This is a genomic window from Roseivirga sp. YIW32 (assembly GCF_057219245.1).
Genome location: NZ_JBXVVG010000002.1, coordinates 35,406 through 57,012 on the forward strand (window position 1 = coordinate 35,406; position 21,607 = coordinate 57,012).

Here is a 21,607-nt window from a genome sequence, read left to right on the forward strand (position 1 = left end):
TCATCCGAGCGTCGGCTTATCTCGAATAAAATACGTTCCAATTACCGGCGCATTTAGTCAATTTCGTCGTTCATAGAGAAAATTGTGTTGAACATATCCTTTAATCTTTTCCGAAGCTTTTGCCTTCTCCTTGTCGTGGTCTTCGCTACGACCGGCAATGTCAATGCACAGTACGAAAAGAAAAGCTTTCAGGGCACTCGAACAACGGAAAAAATGAAAGTCGACGCCAAGATGGATGAAGCCATCTGGCAAGAGGCTGAAGTATTGACGGACTTCGTACAACTCAGGCCAACCCCTGGCGAATTGTCCGAGCGAAAATCTGAGGTTCGGATGGTCTATGACGACGAAGCCGTCTACATTCTCGCTAAACTTTACGAAAAGGAAGAAGACATTTTCAATTTATTGACCAACCGCGATAACATCGGGAGTTCAGATTATTTCGGGGTCAGTCTTGACCCCTTCAAGGCGGGGCTGAATGGCGTGGGCTTATTTGTCACAGTTGCAGGGGTTCAATACGACACGCGCTACAGCGGTGGCGGGAATGAGCGCATCTGGCGAAATGATGAAGACTGGAATGCTGTTTGGCTTTCAGAAACCGCCATTAACGACGACCACTGGGTAGTAGAATATAAAATTCCTTATGCCGTTCTGCGCTTTACCGGTAGCGATATTCAAAATTGGGGAATTAATTTTATGCGCCGCAGTACGAACCTCAATGAGGAGTCTTTCTGGAATGGCATTGACCCTGAGCTTGATGGATATTTGAATCAGGCGGGAGAGGTGCAAAACCTGAAAAACATTCAAACGCCTACACGTCTTTTTTTCTATCCTTACGTATCGACTGTTCTATCAAGGTCTACAGAAACTGGCTTTGTTGATCCCCAGTTCAATGCCGGGATGGATTTACGCTATGGCTTAACCGACGCCTTTACTTTAGACATGACCCTGATTCCGGACTTTAGTGGGGTGCGATCAGACAATCAAGTATTGAACCTCTCTCCTTTTGAAGTCAGGTTTGACGAGCAACGGCAGTTCTTCATTGAGGGGGTTGAGCTTTTTAACCGCGCAGGTTTGTTCTACTCGAGAAGAATTGGTGGAACAACGGGACATATTTCGGGTGAAATTGAGGATTCGGAAGAAATCATTAGTAAACCCCAAACAGCTCAGCTGCTGAATGCATTTAAGCTGACAGGTCGGACAGGCAAAGGATTGGGCATTGGCTTTTTCAATGCGATTACAGACAGAACCCTGATCACCGTTGAAGATACGGCAACAGGTCAGACTCGTGAAGTGGAGGGCGAACCCATCACGGATTATAACATCCTGGTATTGGACCAAAACCTGAAAAATAATTCCAGCGTGACCTTCACTAATGCCATGGTAGTTCGTGGAAGTACAGCAGATGATGCCAACATTTCTGCCATGAACTTCAGGTTGAACGATAAGTCCTTGACTTGGCGAACGAATGGGGTATTTAGTTATAGCAATGTGATCTCATATGAAGGTGACAATGCCAATCGAGAGGTCAAGTCCGGTTACAAATACAACATTGGCCTTTCAAAAGCACGAGGAAACTTTCAGTTCAGGGTAAATAGAAATGTAGAAACCGATGATTATGACATTAATGACATCGGTTTTTTAAGGCGAGCCAATCGCGTGGAGCATGAAGGAAACCTATCGTACAATTCCTTCCAACCGAAAGGAATGTTCAACAATTGGCGTGTCAGTTTGTCGGGTCAATACAATGAGCTTTTTGAACCCCGTGTTTATACAAATACAAATTTCGGTGTCAACGTAAGGGGCCAATTCAAAAACTTCTGGTCAACAGGAGTTGACTTCCGCTCCACTCCGCGAAGTACCTATGATTATTTTGAACCGCGGGTCAACGGATACTATTTGATCAGGCCGAAAGAACACTCCTTTAGCATGGACTACGGAACGGATAGTCGCAAAAATTTCAGAGCAAATGGGCGATTCCGAGTGAGCCGACGGCCCGAATGGAACAACACCAATCAATCCATTTTTCATTCTGAGCGAATTCGGGTGGGCCAACGTTTTGAACTCACACATCGCATCAATTACGATATCCGATCGAACGAACGTGGTTATGTTCGTCGTCTATACGATGGCAATGGCGACCTCACGGACATCATTATCGGGCAACGAGAAGTTCGAAATCTCGAAAACACGATTGACTTCAGCTATATCTTCACTAACCGCATGGGCCTAACATTTAGGGTCCGGCACTATTGGAGTCGCGTGAAATACGACGACTACTTTGCTTTGCAAGAAGATGGTTCATTGATCGATTCTGATTATCCTGGAATTAACGATGAAGGTTTGCCTGCCCATGATCGAAACTTTAATGCTTTCAACATTGACATGGATTACAACTGGCAATTCAAGCCCGGTAGCGAAATACGCGTGATTTGGAAGCGTCAAATTGGTACCGATGATAACAATTCAGCATTGGGTTTTGGCGAAAACTTCAGTAATGTGATCGGAGCACCCAACTTTGACACCATAACGATCCGTATGGTCTATTTCATCGATTACCTCAATATCAAAAAACTCTTTCAAAAAGGGTAAGTAGAATTTCCGAGTGATTGCTTAGCTTTAATCAAAAGCAGGGCCATCAATTTTCTAGCGCACTTACTACTATCTGGACCAGATGAGGAAATCGCCTTAGGCAATTTCATGGGAGATTTTGTCAAGGGTAATCAGTACCAAACGTATCCCTCCCGAATTCAGGTCGGCATTCTCTTGCATCGCGAAATAGATAGTTTTACAGATCAACATGAGGTTGTTAGACAAAGCAAAGACCGCCTGAAGGACAAGTACCGCCATTATTCCGGTGTGCTTGTTGACGTGTTTTATGATCACTTTTTAGCCTTACACTTTTCGGACTTTTCATCCGAGACTTTGGACCAATTTGTTTCTGATAAATACGCCCTACTGATGGAAAGAAAAGCTGAATTGCCAGAGCGCGCACAACAGATGCTTCCTTATATGATCAGAGGAAATTGGCTGGTGAATTATCAAAGTTTTGCAGGAATACACCGTTCATTGAGCGGGATGTCGAGACGGACAAGCTTCGATTCGAAAATGGAGCAGGCGATTGTGGATCTGCAAAAACATCATGAGGCATTTGATCAAGAGTTCCTGGCATTCTTCCCTGAGGTAGTCCATCATGCTAACAATTTCCGTGAAGAATTACTTAATTCGCAGAGATGATCATTTCTAAGCCAAAGAGGAAAACCATTTTTGCCTTGAGCATGTCGACCATTATAACAGGCTCCGGATCGTATTATTTTATGAATGCGTTGCTAAAGGGAGAGGATTCAACTTGGCGCTATGTAGTGCTTGGCATCCTACTCCTGGCCACCTCTGTACTGCTGTACAAATTGATCTTTAACTACAAGGTGATCAAGATCAGCCATGACGTTGTCCATGTCTATTATCCCTTTCGTTTGTTCAGGTCAAGCCAACCGATTCAATCGCTTGGTGCATGGCAAGAAACCGTTATCGAGACAAAAAGCGGTGTATTTAAAGAGCTTAAGCTCGTCTTTGAAAACAAAGGCTTTGTCAAACTCAGCAATCAGGAAAACAGCGAGTACACAAAGGTCTATCAGTACGTCAAGCGAAAAGCAGCAAAAAAGGAGGTAAAAGAGAATGCTTAAAAATTTACTTTTAGTGGCTCTTGGAGGTGGAATCGGTAGTGCCTTACGCTATTTAATTCAAGAATTGCTTCATAAAAACATTGAAGGATTTTCGCCTTATGGAACCTTTGTGGTCAATATGATTGGTTGTCTGATGATCGGCATTTTCTTTGGTTTACTTGAACAGGAAAAATACCTTTCGGAGAACAGTAGCCTGTTACTCATCAGTGGTTTTTGTGGTGGGTTTACTACTTTTTCGACCTTTGCAATGCAAGGACAAGGCCTCCTGGCTGAAAAACCCTTGCAAGCCTTCGTCTATCTTGGCCTAAGTGTCTTTATAGGCCTTATTTTAGCCTATGCAGGCCTTAAGCTTAGCGCTAAAATCTAATGAGACCAATCGTAGGTGTCTAAATCCATCAAACAAGCCGAAAGCAACTCGATCGCCCCCTGGATATCGTCTTTGTCTGCCATTTCGATCACTTGATGCAAATGCCGTGTTGGAATGGAAACAGCACCAGAAATTGCCCCACTTTTACCCATTCGTTGAACGCCTGCAGTATCGGTTCCTCCTGCGGTTAATATTTCCGGCTGCCATTTGATCTGATGAGCATCAGCCGTTCTCTTCATGAAGTCGACCATTCGATAATCACAAATGGTGGAAGCGTCCATGATCTTAATGGCAGCCCCTTCCCCAAGCGAAGTCACTTTTTCATGTGCCTGCGCACCTGGAAGGTCAAATGCGATGGTGGTATCTAGGCCGAAACCAAAATCCGGATTGATCTGATGCGCCGATACATTGGCGCCTCGTAATCCAACTTCTTCTTGCACGGTAAACACCCCGTAAACGTCGTAAGGTTGGTCTTTCAATCTCCTTAAGGTTTCGATCAAAATGAAAACCGACACGCGATTATCGATCGACTTGCAATTGACACAATTCCCCATTTCGATGAGTTCTCTTTCTCTTGTGATCGGGTCGCCTACAGAGATTATCTTTTCTACTTCTTCCTTTGGCATGCCAAGGTCAATAAAGTAATCCGTCGTTTTGGCTACTTTATTCCGTTCTTCGGAAGTCATCACATGAATGGGTTTACTGCCCATGACACCAATAATGTCCTTTTTCCCATGCACAATGACGCGCTGTGCGGTCAAGGTTTTGGGATCGAAACCTCCTAGGGTATGAAAGCGTAAAAAGCCATTATCGTCAATGTGGGTCACAATAAAGCCTATCTCGTCCATATGGGCAGCCACCATGGCCTTTTTACCACCTGGATTCTTCACCCCACGTTTAACGGCGATCACGTTGCCCATATTATCAACGCTGAGCTCATCCACCAAAGGACGAACTTCTTGTATGACAAAATCACGCACCCGCTTTTCGAAGCCTGGTGCACCAGCTGTTTCACAAATTGTTTTTAATAGGGAGACATTGATCGGCATAGCACTTTTTTTGACGAATATACGCCCTCTAGCCGGTGTGAAAAAGAGATTTATAAATCTTCAGCGAGTGTAAAGACAATGGTCAGTCCATAAATCCCCGGCTGATAATCGACACCAGGAGTCAGTTTGTAATCAATACGAAATCGATGAGTAAAGGCATTGCTACCGGGGTCACCCGGTTGATTGGTGCCGACACCTGTGGTCACCAGTACATCATCTGCTGCAGAACCGATCAAAAATACCGGTGTGGAAATATCTTGTAATTGAAAAAAAGATGTTTGTTGTGACGATCCGCCTGGGCTGACCGCGCGAATTTCTAAAATGGAAACCGGTACCTGCGAGTTGCCGGCACTCGAATAAGAAGACATAATGTCCCACTCTCCGGGAGTGATGGTTTGTGTACCTACATAAAGGTCCCACTCACTCGTAGAAGTGACCTGGAATTCGGTTGCATTTGGGGTAATGACACCATTCATGTAGTCACGAATGGTATTGAAGGTAAAGTTTAGGTCAGTTCCTTTCGTTATGACAATATCAATCGTCTGACCATAGAATGGAAGGGTGGTTAAGGTGAATAGAAATATGAAGCCAATGCCTCTCAACATAAACTACTAAGGTATAAAAACACAAAAAGAGGTAGTGTTATACTACCCCTTTTACCAATCAACATAAATCGAACTAACTTATTTACTACGTCTTAGTAAATAAAATATTTTAAAGGTCTTCTGCTAAAGTGTAAATCACATTAAGGTTGTTCACCACAAGGTTATAGCTGCTTTGGGCAAACTGGAATTGTTGATCAAAAGCATTTTCGTTCACTTTAATGGTATACTGACCAAAAGGCACATACAACCTGAACTCACCACTTGGTCCGCTTAAAGTAGAGTACTCCTCTCCATTGCCATCAATGGCGGTCACCCGTACACCTTTCGAGTCCATGGAGTTTTCACCAAGTGCAGAGAACCTGGCTTTTTGTAAGATGATACTCCCGTTGATCTGCACTCCTCTTTTCAGCGGAATGAACACGGTCTGGTCATTACGAAGATCTACCTCTATACTCTTTGACCGGAACCATCCTTCGGTATTTGTCAGCAATTGGGTCTCTATTTGGTATCGATTTTCTGGAAGGTCTTGGAAGATCACATTTCCATTCTTATCCGTCATCAACATGGCGTCACCTACTTTCACGATCACATTCTTTTCAAACTCTTCACCCTGATCTCTGAGGTTATTGCCATTCATATCCTTGAACACGACCACTTCCAATTCATACGATTTCTTTCCCGGCTTTTTGATGTTGAATTGTTTGGTGATACCAAAGCGCAAAAAAGTATTGCTTTGGGCAAATGGATTGAATGCATTCGTCCCTGCATCGTTGATACTGGCTAAAGGACTCTCCCCCTGATTGATATTGAAATGCTCTAAGGTCACATTGAACTCAAATCCAGAGGGTGCATAGTAGGTCAGCTGAGGGGCAAGGTTCATGCGCCACCTGGCAAGCACTGATTCGTAGCTCATCGTCATCATGGGGCGAAACGACAAGCGGGCTTGCACAAAATTCAAATTGGCAAATGCACTGAGAAAGAAGGATTGCGGATTGATCCGATCTTCAATGATCCGTAGGTTATCTAAGATGTTGTATGGACCATAATAATAACGGGCCGACAGATTCAGGTTCTTAAAGCGAAGTACATTCTCCCACCGATTGACTAAATAAGGATCAATGTCGTAGTCTTTTGCCTTGGTAAATCCTGAATAAAAACGAGTGAAGAATCGTAGATCTGATCTGTTGTTTGTGGAGAAGGTAATTCCAGCTCCGGCGGTAGTGGTTCTCACATCCAAAAACTCCTCGTCATATACCTTGGGAGAAAAGATGAAATTTCCACCAGCTGTATTCCACCCATACCTCAATTCGTAAGTATTCCGTTTGAACAACCTGTCAGGAAAGCGAATTCCCTTTGAGTAGATCTCTGGGTTGCGCTGGTTCATGTTGACCCTAAGCCCTAAAAAGCTATTGTTTGGCATTGGATAACGGGCATTCATGCTGAACGACTGTGTACCCCTGAACTGTGAAGAGAAGTTCTTTGAATTGAAGCGCACTTGGGTACTGACGCTCAATTCCTTAATTCTGCCGGTATATCGCCCTGCGATTCCAACCCCCGGTGTAGTGAAGGTTGTATCGATCCCTTGATGGGCCTCATTGGAATAACCAAGCTTCAATTCGGCCAAGCCCTGATTTTTAAAGCGATAGTTGCCTCTGACAGTCCCCAATTGACGATCAACCTGATTGAATTCGTAGATCTGATAAACCAATTCTGACTCCACATTCCAGCCTTTTCCTGACTTAAAACGAACACTAGATCCTGCACTCGTCAGGTTGTTATTGATGTTTCCGGGTTGAGGCCTTGTCACAAAGATCCCTGTGACATCGACATGATCGAAACGGTAAGTTCCTCTGGCTCCGGTTCCATTGAGGAGTAATTCCATATTGGCACCCAAATCCCCTACCGCCACGGTATAATCTGAAGAATTATTCGGCAAATCGATAAGAGCCGAGAAATTGAGTCCCGGCGAAGCTGCTGATCGAAATGATCGTTTGGTAGTAATACCTGAAATTACGCTCGAATCCAAGGTCCACATCACCACTTAAATCAAGGCTATAGTTTGTAAACTGTGACAGCACATTATAGCTATTCAACTGTACTTTCAGTGGGATGGTGGAAGACCCATTCTCCGATTTGATCTTGACTTGCTTATTGAGTCGCTTCACGGTCAATCGCCCGCCAAAACTCGCTCGATCATTATCGATGTCCTTGATCTGCACGTTCAATCGATAATCAATTTTCTCCTCCTCTACAGCATTGATGGGGCCGCTGTAGAGAAATTCTCCTTAGTTGCCTCTTCGTCGAGTACGACTCTAAAACGAAGTGTGGAGTCAACATCAACCGGCAATTCCATGGCCATGGCATTATCTGCAAAGGAATTTCCAAACTCGTCGAGTACCGTCAACTGCACGTCCGTATTGAAATAAAAAATGACATTCTCGGCTGAATTGCCTTCGTTACGAATATTGACCCGAAACTCCGCTTCATTTTTATCGGTTGGGAAATAGATTTCCGTGTCGATCATGGACGCGAACCAATTGGATACTTTTGAGATCTGCATGGACCAAGGCGCCGAGGCTAAAGGAACCCCATTGGTCATGAAGGCAGTGGCATTGATGAAGTAATTAACGTTTCCTTGTGCTCCTTTGGGAGGGATCATCCGAACTGGAACAAAGAGCGTATCGGCATTACCGACGTTATAGACCTTTTCTGGGTCTGCCAGTACGCGCCAATCTGCAGGATAAGCATAATCGAGGGTGAAGACGGCTCGTCTTCCTGTGGTATTGACAATACGAAGCACGTTGGAGGCTACCTCACTGACAGAGCCAATGGTAGCGTCCTTCACAAATTGCATTGTGAAGCCGCTTACTGAAGCATTTGTGTTCTGAGCCTTGGTGAGTAGTCCACTGCTTAGAAACAATACAACAGTGAACAGAACGGAGAATCTCCTCCAGCATCTGAGTCGCTGCGTAGTCAAAATAAGTTAGTTCGGTGTTAGGTTGGATAAATATACGGATTAAATCGAATCCTGGATTACCCTTAATGCATTTCTATGGCTGTTTTTAGAGGAAAACAGTGGCAAATCGTGGCTAAGCGAATGTGAACTGCAAAAATCAGAATGCATAAAAATGTCAAAATCTGTACAATAAAATTTATAGTGCAATATTTTATTATAATAGCTTAATAAATATTGGGCTGAGCATAGAATTTATGGGCTTATTTTAGTCTTTCTGGTTTCCCAATGAAGTTCGTTTTATCAATGCTGAGCAAATAAAAAAAGGCTCCGATCGGAGCCTTTTACCTGTGCGCACGAGAAGATTCGAACTTCCACACAACTTAATGCACCACCCCCTCAAGATGGCGTGTCTACCAATTCCACCACGTGCGCAAGAACTGGGAGTGCAAAAGTAATCAACCGATTGATTCAATCAAATGAAAGAGTTCTCCATTCGAATATTTCTTATTGTCGCAAGAGTCGAGTCTTTGCAGTTTTAAGGATAACTTTGTGTTATGGAGCAAAACAACAAACGGATTTACCTTGGCCTTCTCTTCATGCTCATTGGTATCGTTTGGGCGCTTGATAATATCGACATCATCCCGCGTCAACTTAGTCATGTTCTCTTCCGATGGGAGAGCCTACTCATCCTACTCGGAGGTTATCTCTTACTCAGCCGTGAAAACATTCGAGCGGGTGCCATATTGCTTTCGCTTGGCGTTTTCTTTTCCTTAGATAATTGGTTCGACATTCGTCTTTCCATTTGGGACCTTTGGCCACTTGCCTTGGTTTTTATTGGTATTTACCTGATTGGAAGAAAAACATCAACCGATACGCAGATCACTACTGCGCAAGAAGGGGACACTGTGAATGATACCGCCATTTTTAGCGGAGGAGATAAAATCACTTCGACAAAACATTTCAAAGGGGGCACCTTGACTGCTTTATTTGGTGGCTCAAATATCGATCTAACAAGTTCAGACATGGACAATGAGCGCGTGATTATTGACGTTTTCTACATGTTCGGAGGATCCAAAATTCGGGTTCCGCACGATTGGCAAGTTGACCTTCAGGTCACTAATCTGTTCGGTGGCATTTCGGATAAAAGAAAAGGGCTTGAACATCAAGTGTCTTCAAAAAAGCTTACTATCAAAGGACTCATCCTATTTGGAGGGTTAGAAATCACAAACTAACGCAACATGAGAATAGCACTTATTGTCGTACTTCTAGGTGTCCTATGTCTTTCGAGTCAGGGACAAGATCGCATTACAGGGAAGAAATTTGCCACTCGATCTGAAGTGATCGCCCAACATGGCATGGCGGCTACAAGTCAACCACTGGCTACCCAAGTTGCCCTGGATGTACTCAAAAAAGGCGGTAATGCCGTTGATGCAGCCATTGCAGCCAATGCCGTCCTCGGCTTAGTAGAGCCAACGGGTAACGGCATAGGAGGCGACCTATTCGCTATCGTGTGGGATGCAAAGACCCAAAAGCTTTATGGCCTTAACGCATCCGGTCGCTCACCTTATAAATTGACCCTTGACTATTTTAAGCAGAATGGATACAGCAAGATTCCTTCCTATGGCCCACTGCCTGTTTCTGTTCCCGGCGCAGTAGACGGCTGGTTCGAATTGCACGGTAAATTTGGCTTGATGGAGATGGAGGACATCTTAGCACCTGCCATTGACTATGCGACCAATGGTTTTCCAGTCTCAGAACTTATTGCTTGGTACATGGAAAGAGGTGCTGAAAACCTTCAGCGCTTCCCTGGTTTTAAAGAGGTTTTTATGCCCAATGGAAGAACTCCCCGAAAAGGAGAGGTTTTTCAGAATCCGGCATTAGCCAATACGTTACGCATCATCGCACAGGAAGGTCGTGATGGTTTTTACAAAGGAAATGTAGCTAAGACCATTGCTGACTACATGCAGCAGTTAGGTGGCTTCTTAACAGAAAAAGACCTTGCCGATCATACCTCCGAATGGGTGGAACCGCAGTCTATCAATTACCGAGGCTATGACGTTTGGGAATTACCACCGAATGGACAGGGAATTGCTGCGCTCCAGATCTTGAACATCTTAGAAGGCTATGACATCAAATCGATGGGATTCGGTAGCAAAGAGTATATCCACACGTTTACCGAGGCCAAAAAGCTAGCCTTTGAAGATCGTGCTAAGTTCTATGCCGATCAGGATTTTTATCAGACGCCAATCGAATGGCTCTTGTCAGACGAATACGCAGCAGAACGCAGAAAACTCATTAACCCAAATCAAGCAGGGCGCTCCTATCCTGCCGGTCAATTAAAAGATGGAGATACGATTTACCTCACCGTCGCCGACAAAGACGGTAACATGGTTTCGCTTATCCAGAGCAATTACCGAGGCATGGGCTCAGGAATGACCCCTCCGGGATTAGGGTTTGTGCTACAAGATCGTGGTGAACTTTTCTCATTAGAGGAAGGGCATGCCAACGTATATGCACCGCACAAAAGACCTTTTCATACCATCATTCCCGCTTTCATCACCAAAGAAGGAAAACCTTGGGTAAGCTTTGGCCTGATGGGTGGGGCAACCCAACCCCAAGGTCATGCTCAAATTGTCATCAATTTGATTGATTTTGGGATGAACCTACAGGAAGCTGGAGATGCCCCTAGAATTCTCCACAATGGCTCTTCGCAACCAACAGGTGGTCGTATGTCCGACGGTGGCGTATTGCAACTCGAATCAGGTATCGATTATGAGGTCATTCGCGAATTGGTCAAAATGGGACACCAACTTTCATGGAATGTTGGTAGTTATGGTGGCTACCAGGCCATTATGTGGGATGCTGTCAATAAAGTGTACTATGGTGCATCCGAATCCAGAAAAGATGGTCAAGCCGCGGGGTACTAATTGATCGAGCAATACCTATTTGCTGTTGCGCCCTCATTTTTATCCTACTTGCGGTAAAAAAATCTAAGAAAATAGTCCATTCCACTATTTTATTGTTGCAACTTTGTTGCATATGCACTAATGTTGCATCTAAAATTAAACGCTATGAAACTAGAGATGAGAAAACTATGGATGCTGTTCAGCTTACTGCTGGCAGTTACGGTTGTTACTTCTTGTGACGACGACGATCCAGAACCCGTGAATGAGGAAGAATTGATCACAACGGTAAGGGTAACCTTCACCAATCAAGCCAACGCATCTGATGTTAAAACGGCACTTTTTGTCGATTCAGATGGAGAGGGCGGAAATGCGCCAAGCATCACCAACCCAACGCTTTCTGCCAATAGCACCTACAGTGTTAGCATCGAGTTCTTGAACGAATCAGAAACCCCTGCTGAAGACATCACGGAAGAGGTGGCTGAAGAAGATTATGAGCATCAGGTATTTTATGTTGTAGGCTCTGGGTTAAACCTTACCTACAGCTATGGTGACGAAGACAGAGATGGTAATCCACTTGGTCTGAGCGGTTCAGCTGTTACCACCACAGCAAGTAATGGAACCTTGACTGTTCTTCTACTCCATGAGCCTAATAAAACTGCTTCTGGTGTAGCAGCAGGTGATCCGGCAAATGCAGGCGGAGAAACAGATGTTGAAGTCACCTTCAATGTAACAATTCAGTAAATTCGTTTTAATTTGGTTGAAATCAAGGGAGCACTTGCTCCCTTTTTTTATGCCGAAAAAAACCCTGACGAAAACGCCAGGGTTGCAAGCAAAGAGTTAGGTTTCATCCAAATTTAACGGCAATGCGTAGGATGAGTCAGCATCACCGGTTTCCATTAAATTCGACCAAATGTAAATAGTGGTTTGACTTTAAAAAATTATTTTCGAGAATTATTTATAAATTTTAGCTAGCTAGCGCGTGTTGAAAATCCTTCAAGTTATTTATACCGCCTGGTGCGCATTGAGCTTCACCCTATCGATGTTACTCTGTGCTCCTTTCCTGATCCTTCCGATCCTTTTCTCACGAAAATATTTACACGTGACGTTCTTTTTCATCCGTGTATGGGTCTATCTCTTTGGCTATACTTCTGGTATTCTCTTTAAATCACACAATAAAGAGTTGGTCGATCGCAGCAAATCCTATGTCTTTGTGATCAATCATACCTCATTCCTGGACACATGTGCAATTCCGATCGCCATACCTGCACCACTTGTTGCGCTGGGCAAAGCTGAGCTTAAAAAAATCCCCATCTTCAGCACCATTGTCAGTCGGTGGACCGTTTGGGTAGATCGTAGCAGTGTAGAAAGTCGCAAAAAAAGCAGCTTGGAGTTGATGAGAATTTTGAAAGGGGGCACCTCCATCTTGGTTGCACCTGAAGGAACCCGCAACAATACCGACGAACCCCTGCTCCCCTTCCGCTACGGGCCCTTCCGTCTGGCAATTGAATCGCAGATCAATATTCTACCTGTGGTAATCCATAATGCGGATAAACTCATGAAAAGAGGTAGTCTTTTGCTTCAACCCGGAAGCATTACAACCTATTGTTTACCTGAAATTTCAGTCCAGGGAAAAACAGAGCAAGACGTTGAGGAGATCACTCAAAAAACACATGATGCCATGCGGTCCAAAATAGTTGAACTAAAGGGGCAGGCTTAAGTTTGGCATAATATTCGTCTATGATCATTCATCCTAACAGATCCTTTATGAACACTTTTTACAGGAATTTCGTGGTTGTGTTGACTCTAGCGATGCTGGCATCCTGTGCTACTGGCAAGAATGCCTTTGATAAAGGAGATTATGTAACTGCTGATAAAGCCGTTAATCGGTTAAAATCGAACCCCAACAATAAGAAAGCAAAAGAAGTCCTTATAGAGGGCTATCAGTATGCATTACAATACCATTTGAATCGCATTCGGGAGTTCAACAGGAGTACGGACAGTTTCAAATGGGAACGAATTTATTCAGAATATGCGCTGCTCAACAGGTATTACCGCGACATTTACGGTTGTCCAGCCTGCGTTGATGCGGTGAAACCTGCTAGTTACTTCGATGAGCAGGAAAAGGCGGCCTTCGAAGCTGCCGACGTTCATGTTCAGCTCGGCTTAGAAGAACTCAAGTTCAATACCGTTGAAACCGGAAGACAAGCCTACGGTCATTTTCGGTCCGCTATGCGATTCAATCCTAACGTGAACGGACTCGATAGCTTGTTGAATCTTGCATTAGACATGGGCACATTGAAGGTGTTGATCGCACCCATCCCGGTTCATTCGAGAAACTTAGAGATCACGAATTCCTATTTCGCCAACCGCATGATCGAATATTTCGATCAATTCAGCCGTGGGAAATTCCTCCGGTTCATTACCGATGAAGAAGCCATGAGTTTTGACATCCAACCCGACCATGTGATCAGTATGGCCTTCGACGATTTTGCGCTGGGTCAGCAACTGGTGGAGAAGGAAAGTAGAACGATAGAAAGGGATAGTGTGAAAGTAGGCACCTACACTGACGACGAGGGTACCACACATGACGTTTTTGGTACAGTAAAAGCAGACCTCACCGTTTTTAGAAAAACTCTTTCCTCTGCTGGTGTGCTTAATTTCGAAGTCCGAGATGCTTATTCGAATCGCGTCTTGGTCAACCGAAAATTTGCCAGTGAGGATAATTGGACCTATCAATGGGCGAACTTCAATGGAGATGAGCGTGCGCTATCGGATCAAGAGTTGCGTCTGACAGAAAAAAACGAGATCTCCCCTCCATCTCCACAAGTACTCTTTGGGAATTTCATTGATCGCATATATGACCAAGCCATTGATCAGATCCGCCAGCTTTACCGCAACAATGACATCTGATGAACAAGGCGCTTTTCGTGCAGTTATTTGCATATGAAATGCCTACTGCTCGTCTGTCTATTTTGTCTGTCCACAGCGATGAATGCCCAATTGCTGAATGATTTCAAATGGAAAAACCGAATCGTCATCTTTGATGCCCCACAAGGCCATGATTGGGTTAGGCACTATCTTGATAGTATCGGAGTAAAAGAACGTAAGCTCCTTTTCTTTCATGTGACAAAAAACAAGGTCGTTGCGCTTTTCAATGATGAGATGAAAGGACCCGTACCCGGTTTCATCGACGGAAAATCCGTTTTCTATTTGATTGGCCTAGATGGAAGCGTTAAATTAAAAAGTAAGGAGCTCCCAGAGCAGCAAGCACTTTTTGCTTTAATTGACAGCATGCCCATGCGAGCCAATGAAATCAGACGAAATGAAGAGAACGAATAGCTATGGAATCGCCAATTTGATCGTGCTCATGGCTACGATTTATTGGAACTACCTTTCTAACACGGGTATCATCAACGGCGAAACCATGGGAAGCCTAAGCAACAAGTACGACACGCTCTTTACCCCAGCCGGTTATGCCTTTTCGATATGGGGTTTCATTTACATTGGCCTTTTGGGCAATGCGATCTACTTGCTGAGAAATGCATCCAGCCCTTATAGCAAACCACAAGCCTTGAGCTTGATGGTCGCTAACCTGGCCAATTGTTTATGGATCTATTGTTGGTTGAACGAATACACTTTGGCCAGTGTAATTGTGATGGTCGTTCTCCTGTTGACTTTGCTTTGGCTGGTGATTCGACTGGATATAGGACAAGAAAAACACGCCATTTGGGTATGGTGGCCGATCTCAATTTATTCCGGTTGGATCGTAGTTGCCTTGGTGGCCAACATCAGTGCCTACTTGACCAAAATTCAGTGGACATTTCTTATGGAATCGTCTTATTGGGCCGTATTGCTCATCATTGTTGCTACCTTGATTTACATCTTCTTGAGTGTCAAAAAACACCTCACATACATGAGTTATGTTGGCGTTTGGGCACTCTTTAACATCATGATCAAACAATGGGATATCACACCGGCAGTGCAGTACTCTGCGCTGGCTTGTTTGCTATGCCTTTTTGCTATCACCATTATTAAAGATTATCAGGCCCGTAGAAAGGGTATTTATTAAAAAAGCCTCTTTCGAGGCTTCAGTTTAATTATTCGTCATGGCATTTAGCAGATCGTGCCGCGTAATGATGTGCACTTCATCGTGTTCATCCCTTACCATTACAGCCGGATTGTCCTTTGTGATCACACTTGATAGTACATCCAAGGTGTTATCTGCCGATACAAACTGAAAGGGCTTATCCATGATGTCCGCTACTGGTCTTTCTTTAATGTTAGGATCATCGATCATTAGCCCTAATAATTTCGAGTCGATCAGACTTCCTACGAACTTTTTACCGTCTGTAACCGGAAGTTGAGAGATGCTTGTCGATGTCATCAGACGAATTGCATCACCGACCGATGTGTCTTTGGAAACCGTAGTCAGTTTACCATGTCCGTTTTGATGTGCCAGCACATCGGCAGCTGTACCAAATTCTCGTTCCTCCAAGAACCCTCTCGCTTTCATCCAATCGTCATTGTAGATCTTACCGAGGTAGCGCGTTCCATGATCTGGTAAAATGATCACCATGACATCATCCTCTTTCAGGTTTTCTTTGGCATATTCCAACGCCCCTGCAACGGCAGATCCGCAAGACCATCCACAAAAAAGACCTTCTTCTCTAGCCAATCGACGCGTCATGATAGCACCATCCTTATCCGTGACTTTTACAAACGTATCGATCAGACTGAAATCAACATTTTTAGGTAAAATATCTTCTCCAATACCTTCAGTAAGGTAAGGATAGATCTCCTTTGTATCGAATTCGCCGGTCTCCTTGTATTTTTTAAAGACAGATCCGTACGTATCAATTCCAACAGAAACAACCTCCGGATTTTGTTCCTTCAAGTATTTAGCTGTGCCACACATCGACCCTCCCGTGCCGACACCGGCGGCCCAATGGGTGATCTTGCCTTCCGTATCTCGCCAGATCTCAGGACCTGTGGTTTCGTAATGCGCTATCGCATTAGATAGGTTGTCGTATTGATTTGGATAGAAAGAATTTGGCGTGTCTTGGTTGATCTTTTTGGCCACCGAATAATAAGAACGAGGGTCATCGGGCTCAACATTCGTTGGGCACACGATCACTTCAGCACCTACTGCCTTGAGGATATCGATTTTTTCTTGTGACTGCTTATCGGCCAAGGTAAAGACGCACTTGTATCCCTTGGCAATCGCACCAAGGGCAAGCCCCATGCCCGTGTTACCCGAAGTTCCTTCAATGATGGTTCCCCCAGGCTTTAACAAACCCGCGGCCTCGGCATCTTCGATCATTTTAAGTGCCATGCGATCCTTCATGGAGTTTCCCGGGTTAAAGTACTCCACCTTCACCAAGATCGTTCCCTTGACTCCCTTATTGACCGAATTTAGTTTGACCAATGGAGTGTTTCCTATGGTTTCAACGATGCTGTTGTAGTATTTCATTTCCTTTTCCTATTACGTTTACAAAGCTAAAGTTTTCCGTACTCTTTGCATGATACGAGACTACTTTTAAGAAAACCCGTAGCTAGTCCATTCTTAAAAATTCACTCACCTTGGTACCATATCGCTCCTTGTACTTTTCTTGAGTATACAATTGAACGTGATCGGCGCCATCAAACATGATGGGTATGACATTGTACAAACCTTCTACTTCAGCTTCCAGAGTTTCATGTGGTGTGGTTCGATCTCCGGTGCCATAGAGCACCAGCGTTGGTAATTTCGTATTGGATAACAGATAGGAAAACTTCATGTTATCTGCCCAGCCGTCAACCTCTTTGTCGAAACCTTTCCATGCCAGGTCGAATATAGGCCTTGGGATGCCCATCTCTTCTCCGGCCACCCAAGAGGTTTCCTTTGCATTACTCAAAGGACTGGCTAAAATGAGTTTGGTCACCTTCAAGTTTTCGCGATCAATGTAATCCACCAAATCAGGTCGATTCACCGCAATGGCCGAGGCCATGGCACCCATGGAAAATCCCCACAACACGAATTCGCGCTGCCGTTCCCGACCTTTAAGCATCGTCATGGCCGCGACTATGTCTTCGGCAAACTCATACCCCAAAGCGGTCGATGCCTCTTCTGACTTGCCTGAATTTCGATGATCCGGAATGAAGACGTTGTATAAGGTGTCTAATCCATGCTCTTTGACCAATGCCAAATACTTCATCGTTTTTAGTCGATTCGACGTTCGACCATGGCTGATGATCAAGGTTTGCTGAATACCCGGTTTCGTTGCCGGTACCCACCAACCATTGAGGTTCAAGTCATCGAAAATGGTCTTATAACTGATTTCCTCGAATTCAAAGCCATAGTCCCCAGGGTCCCTGTTTTCGCCAATGGCATAATCAGTCACCATTTCAGGGTTTGACAACACAAAATCAAAGGTGTATCGATCATAGTCCTTGATCATGCCGACAAAATAAGGCACCACTAAAAAATAGAATGCCAGCACCACCAAAAGAATGATGACGAAGAGAGCTCTTATAAACTTTTTCATGTTTTGTTATTTTGAAACAGATGCCAATAAGTACAAAACGGCCATCCGAATGGCCACACCATTTTCAACTTGATTCAGGATTATGGCCTGATCAGAATCTGCAACGTCACTGGCTAATTCAACTCCCCTGTTGATGGGACCGGGGTGCATCACTGTAATTTCTTTATTGAGTGAATTCAACAGCGCCTTGTTGATTCCATAATAGAGGGAATATTCTCTTAAAGAAGGAAAGTACTTCAAGTGCTGTCGTTCCAGCTGTATGCGCAACACATTGGCCACATCGCACCATTCTAAGGCCTTTCTCACATCAAGTTCTACCTTGACACCTAAGGAAGCAATGTGTTTGGGCAATAGGGTGATCGGTCCGCAAACCATGACCTCTGCCCCCAATTTCTGCAAGGCAAAAATATTGGATAAAGCCACTCTTGAGTGAAGGATGTCGCCAATGATGGCGACCTTTTTACCTGCAACCTCACCGAGTTTTTCGCGAATGGAAAAGGTATCGAGCAAGGCCTGTGTAGGGTGTTCGTGTGTCCCGTCTCCGGCATTGACAATATTCGCCTTAATGTGCTTCGAAAGAAAATGGGGAGCCCCGGGACTTGAATGGCGCATAACGATCATGTCCACCTTCATGGAGAGAATATTATTCACTGTATCCAGAAGGGTTTCGCCTTTTTTGACTGAACTATTGCTGCTCGAGAAGTTGATCACATCTGCCGAAAGACGCTTTTCTGCCAGCTCAAAAGACAATTTCGTTCGTGTTGAATTCTCGAAAAAAACATTGGCGATTGTAATGTCTCTTAAGGACGGAACCTTTTTGATCGGTCGATTGATCACATCCTTAAATTCATCTGCAGTGTCAAATATCAATTGAATATCTTCAGCCGTAAGCCCTTTGATACCCAACAGATGTTTTGTGCTTAACTGCCTCATTAATTTTCTTTGTTTTGTAGCCAAATGTTATCCTCAGAAATGCCTGCTTGTCCACTCCATTCAACCACTACCTGCTGGCTCTCTAAGGTATTGACCTCTTTGCCTACATAATCCGGTTCAATGGGAACGTGTGCTGCATACTTCCTCTTCACTAAGGTTAGTAATTCTACTCGCGCGGGCCGACCAAAAGCGATCATGGCGTCCATAGCTGCACGAACAGACCTGCCCGTATAGAACACGTCATCGACCAATACCACTTTTCTTCCCTCGATCAAGAAATCGATCTTGGTCTCATTGGCTTTGACAGGTGTATCTCTTCTTCTGAAATCGTCTCGATAAAAGGTCGCATCGAGGTAGCCCAAATCTACTTTTGTTGTAATAAAGTCATTGAGTCGTGCAGCAATGCGGTCTGCCAAGTAAATGCCACGGGGCTGGAGACCTAAAATAACCGTATGCTCAAAATTTTGATGATTTTCTATCAGTTGTTGACAGAGTCGGCCAATGGTGATGGCCAGTTGCGGTTGACCTAGGAGAAGTCTTCGTTGCATTTCAAGAAACAAATATAGAAAAAGGATTTGACTCGTGAAGGCAGGAGAATATTTATCTATTGTCCCGACGTCAAATTTGGCCCTATTGCAATTCCATTGATGTAAAAAACTCGTCGCCTATCGACTGATTTATCCTTGGGGCGAACATGCTGAATTCCGTAGACCAGGTACTTATTTTCATGCCATTTGACCAATCCTCTAAAAACTTCATCTTCAAAAAGTAACTCGTCTTCATTCAGTAAGGTCAAGCTGGTTGAAAAGGTAGTATCCTTCACCACCTTTTTATTCATGTGATCGACAAGTAGCTCCTGATCGTAGTAGTGAGCGTAGAATAGATTGCCCTCATTGTATGTGAAATCACCGTAGGGTCTCAACAATCCTTCAATGCTTTCTCCAATAGGGGCATTATAATCCCAGAGGACATTACCCGATTTGTCGATCGCTAAGGCCCAGGCATGTGTAAATTGATATTCATTTGAGCTTTCACGCTGTATTCCTCTCATCGGATCTCGCTCGTTGAATCTGTCTCGGCCGGCATAATCATAACCGCTGGAAAAGCCTGTGTTTTGAGAATTCCCTCCCCAGACCTTAAAAAACTCTCCTTGTAGCACAATTTTGTCTTCCTCTTCCAGCATACTTCTAAACAACACAGCTGTTCGATACCGATAGGCCTTTCCTTTTTTATGCGCTGACAAGGATTTTCTCTTAAGTTTGGCCGCACGTTTTTCTCCTTCATGGGCAAAGAAGGTATTGAACTCCCCAAAAGGTAAAAAATTCATCGTTTGCTGGCCCTTTCGGTTCACATGATTGACATACACCCCACTTGGCGAGGTTCCTAGGTTCAGGTTGTAGAGCCCTACTGTAAGTTGTTCAACTGCAAAAATCGAAGAGGTTGAAGCCGTCATCAATTGGTAATTATTGGGCGTGATCAATTCATAATCACGAATAGGGTTGCCTTCAAAATCATAGGTGTTGATCTGAACTGTACGGTCCTTCTTTTCATCCTGTACAGCGACCGCTATGTTAAAAGTAAGACTGTCCGCATTGATCTTTACCTCTAACAATTCACTCTTGTTCTGGTACACATTATTTAAGGTGACCAGTTTTTCATTGTCCATATTATAGACAAAAGCAGCCGGTCGATTCGAAATGTACCCGGCAATGACTGCAGAATTCTGGATGACATCGAAATTTGTCACTTCCATTTCCGTTAAGCGTCTAGGCTCAAACTCAGTGATTGAATCGTTGTCAGGATCCACACGAACGATTTTGAGAATTCTACTCTCCGTTCGGTCTTGAAAAAGCACATAGGTTTGATCACCATTGAAATCGTAGCCTTTGATGAATAAGGATTTTGACACTTCAAGCGACTTCGACCATGTTTCTTCAAACTCATTATTCAAATGTGTGAATCGTGTGGTGAAGTCATTTCCATCAAGCGAGCGCTCTGCTCTTATGATGAGTACCCCTTTACCCGCATTAGGTACTGGAATAAAATCTTCGGTATTCCAATCGTACTCAGTTTCATACCGGCCAATATGTTCAACTTGCGCGGTGGCCAACAACACAGAGAAACAGCACACTATGGAATAGAAAATCTTCATATTTCTGACATGGCCACGATCAAATCAAACTCTTCTTTTTTCACGGGTTGAACCGATAGCCTTGTATGCTTAACCAAAACCATGTCAGAGAGTTCCTCTTTTTCCTTGATCTCTTGTAGGCTTATGGGTTTTTTCAATTTTTGCTTCGGCACAAAATCCACAACCACCCAACGCTCATCCTCAGTGGTTGGGTCAGGATAAGGAGCAGAAACACACTCTGCAATACCAACAATGCGCTTTTCATTCACGCTATGATAAAAAAATGCCAGATCTCCCTGCTTCATGTTTTTAAGGTTGTTTCTTGCTTGATAGTTGCGCACGCCATCCCAATGGTCTTTGCCTCGTTCTACTAAGTCTTCCCAAGCATAGGTATTCGGTTCGGATTTGATCAACCAATAGTTCATGTTCGCGTTGTTAATCTAGATAATAACACCC

General features: G+C 44.1%; 22 protein-coding genes and 1 tRNA gene. 11 read left to right on the forward strand and 12 right to left on the reverse strand.

Going from position 1 to position 21,607, the window contains the following annotated elements:
* Positions 1-87 precede the first annotated feature (87 nt).
* From AC2D6U_RS08845 to crcB, 4 genes are read left to right on the forward strand one after another with little or no spacing between them, the layout of a single operon-like run.
* Positions 88-2,589: a DUF5916 domain-containing protein gene (locus tag AC2D6U_RS08845; RefSeq protein ID WP_484720618.1), complete on the forward strand. Its 2,502-nt coding sequence runs from the start codon at positions 88-90 to the stop codon at positions 2,587-2,589.
* 45 nt (positions 2,590-2,634) lie between these two features.
* Positions 2,635-3,234, forward strand: coding sequence for an acyl carrier protein phosphodiesterase (locus tag AC2D6U_RS08850; RefSeq protein ID WP_484721759.1), 600 nt, complete (start codon positions 2,635-2,637; stop codon positions 3,232-3,234).
* Positions 3,231-3,680 (forward strand): hypothetical protein, encoded by a 450-nt coding sequence (locus AC2D6U_RS08855; protein WP_484720619.1) that lies wholly within the window; start codon positions 3,231-3,233, stop codon positions 3,678-3,680. The genes AC2D6U_RS08850 and AC2D6U_RS08855 overlap by 4 nt, the downstream gene beginning before the upstream one ends.
* Positions 3,673-4,047: a fluoride efflux transporter CrcB gene (crcB, locus tag AC2D6U_RS08860; protein ID WP_484720620.1), complete on the forward strand. Its 375-nt coding sequence runs from the start codon at positions 3,673-3,675 to the stop codon at positions 4,045-4,047. Before AC2D6U_RS08855 ends, crcB begins: the two co-directional genes overlap by 8 nt.
* On the opposite strand, the gene AC2D6U_RS08865 is transcribed toward crcB, so the two are convergent.
* The 6 genes from AC2D6U_RS08865 to AC2D6U_RS08890 all read right to left on the reverse strand — a co-directional run bounded on the left by AC2D6U_RS08865 (position 4,044) and on the right by AC2D6U_RS08890 (position 9,089).
* Positions 4,044-5,096 (reverse strand): M42 family metallopeptidase, encoded by a 1,053-nt coding sequence (locus tag AC2D6U_RS08865; RefSeq protein WP_484720621.1) that lies wholly within the window; start codon positions 5,094-5,096, stop codon positions 4,044-4,046. The two genes, crcB and AC2D6U_RS08865, sit on opposite strands and share 4 nt — an antisense overlap.
* Before the next feature lie 50 nt (positions 5,097-5,146).
* Positions 5,147-5,701, reverse strand: coding sequence for a hypothetical protein (locus AC2D6U_RS08870; protein WP_484720622.1), 555 nt, complete (start codon positions 5,699-5,701; stop codon positions 5,147-5,149).
* Between the two features lie 109 nt (positions 5,702-5,810).
* The gene (locus AC2D6U_RS08875) at positions 5,811-7,583 is read right to left on the reverse strand and encodes a hypothetical protein (RefSeq protein WP_484720623.1); all 1,773 of its coding nucleotides are present in this window, start codon (positions 7,581-7,583) and stop codon (positions 5,811-5,813) included.
* A 43-nt stretch (positions 7,584-7,626) separates the two neighbouring features.
* Complete coding sequence (locus AC2D6U_RS08880) at positions 7,627-7,920, reverse strand: hypothetical protein (RefSeq protein ID WP_484720624.1); 294 nt, start codon at positions 7,918-7,920, stop codon at positions 7,627-7,629.
* Between the two features lie 29 nt (positions 7,921-7,949).
* Positions 7,950-8,555 carry a hypothetical protein gene (locus tag AC2D6U_RS08885; RefSeq protein WP_484720625.1) on the reverse strand — a complete coding sequence of 202 codons (606 nt, stop codon included), beginning with the start codon at positions 8,553-8,555 and terminating at the stop codon, positions 7,950-7,952.
* 450 nt (positions 8,556-9,005) lie between these two features.
* Positions 9,006-9,089 (reverse strand) — tRNA-Leu (locus AC2D6U_RS08890).
* Positions 9,090-9,211: 122 nt separating this feature from the next.
* Between AC2D6U_RS08890 and AC2D6U_RS08895 the strand changes: the two genes are divergently transcribed.
* From AC2D6U_RS08895 to AC2D6U_RS08925, 7 genes are all read left to right on the forward strand, one after another.
* The gene (locus tag AC2D6U_RS08895) at positions 9,212-9,889 is read left to right on the forward strand and encodes a LiaF transmembrane domain-containing protein (protein WP_484720626.1); all 678 of its coding nucleotides are present in this window, start codon (positions 9,212-9,214) and stop codon (positions 9,887-9,889) included.
* A gap of 6 nt (positions 9,890-9,895) precedes the next feature.
* On the forward strand, positions 9,896-11,584 hold the full coding sequence (gene ggt, locus AC2D6U_RS08900; protein WP_484720627.1) for a gamma-glutamyltransferase: 1,689 nt from the start codon (positions 9,896-9,898) through the stop codon (positions 11,582-11,584).
* Positions 11,585-11,728: 144 nt separating this feature from the next.
* The gene (locus tag AC2D6U_RS08905; protein ID WP_484720628.1) at positions 11,729-12,304 is read left to right on the forward strand and encodes a hypothetical protein; all 576 of its coding nucleotides are present in this window, start codon (positions 11,729-11,731) and stop codon (positions 12,302-12,304) included.
* Between the two features lie 241 nt (positions 12,305-12,545).
* The gene (locus AC2D6U_RS08910) at positions 12,546-13,280 is read left to right on the forward strand and encodes a lysophospholipid acyltransferase family protein (RefSeq protein ID WP_484720629.1); all 735 of its coding nucleotides are present in this window, start codon (positions 12,546-12,548) and stop codon (positions 13,278-13,280) included.
* Positions 13,281-13,327: 47 nt separating this feature from the next.
* Positions 13,328-14,473 (forward strand): hypothetical protein, encoded by a 1,146-nt coding sequence (locus AC2D6U_RS08915; RefSeq protein WP_484720630.1) that lies wholly within the window; start codon positions 13,328-13,330, stop codon positions 14,471-14,473.
* Between the two features lie 33 nt (positions 14,474-14,506).
* Positions 14,507-14,902, forward strand: a complete 396-nt coding sequence (locus tag AC2D6U_RS08920) for a DUF4174 domain-containing protein (RefSeq protein ID WP_484720631.1) — start codon at positions 14,507-14,509, stop codon at positions 14,900-14,902.
* Positions 14,871-15,632: a tryptophan-rich sensory protein gene (locus tag AC2D6U_RS08925; protein WP_484720632.1), complete on the forward strand. Its 762-nt coding sequence runs from the start codon at positions 14,871-14,873 to the stop codon at positions 15,630-15,632. Before AC2D6U_RS08920 ends, AC2D6U_RS08925 begins: the two co-directional genes overlap by 32 nt.
* Positions 15,633-15,656: 24 nt before the next feature.
* Here AC2D6U_RS08925 and AC2D6U_RS08930 read toward each other — a convergent pair whose 3' ends face one another.
* The 6 genes from AC2D6U_RS08930 to AC2D6U_RS08955 all read right to left on the reverse strand — a co-directional run bounded on the left by AC2D6U_RS08930 (position 15,657) and on the right by AC2D6U_RS08955 (position 21,576).
* Positions 15,657-17,033 carry a pyridoxal-phosphate dependent enzyme gene (locus AC2D6U_RS08930; RefSeq protein WP_484720633.1) on the reverse strand — a complete coding sequence of 459 codons (1,377 nt, stop codon included), beginning with the start codon at positions 17,031-17,033 and terminating at the stop codon, positions 15,657-15,659.
* An 82-nt stretch (positions 17,034-17,115) separates the two neighbouring features.
* On the reverse strand, positions 17,116-18,087 hold the full coding sequence (locus AC2D6U_RS08935) for an alpha/beta hydrolase (protein ID WP_484720634.1): 972 nt from the start codon (positions 18,085-18,087) through the stop codon (positions 17,116-17,118).
* Positions 18,088-18,093: 6 nt separating this feature from the next.
* The gene (locus tag AC2D6U_RS08940) at positions 18,094-19,020 is read right to left on the reverse strand and encodes an aspartate carbamoyltransferase catalytic subunit (RefSeq protein ID WP_484720635.1); all 927 of its coding nucleotides are present in this window, start codon (positions 19,018-19,020) and stop codon (positions 18,094-18,096) included.
* Positions 19,020-19,568 (reverse strand): bifunctional pyr operon transcriptional regulator/uracil phosphoribosyltransferase PyrR, encoded by a 549-nt coding sequence (gene pyrR / locus AC2D6U_RS08945; protein ID WP_484720636.1) that lies wholly within the window; start codon positions 19,566-19,568, stop codon positions 19,020-19,022. Before pyrR ends, AC2D6U_RS08940 begins: the two co-directional genes overlap by 1 nt.
* Positions 19,569-19,624: 56 nt before the next feature.
* Complete coding sequence (locus AC2D6U_RS08950) at positions 19,625-21,172, reverse strand: hypothetical protein (RefSeq protein ID WP_484720637.1); 1,548 nt, start codon at positions 21,170-21,172, stop codon at positions 19,625-19,627.
* A complete protein-coding gene (locus AC2D6U_RS08955) occupies positions 21,169-21,576 on the reverse strand; it encodes an EVE domain-containing protein (protein WP_484720638.1) in 408 nt (135 codons plus the stop codon). Before AC2D6U_RS08955 ends, AC2D6U_RS08950 begins: the two co-directional genes overlap by 4 nt.
* Positions 21,577-21,607: the final 31 nt, after the last annotated feature.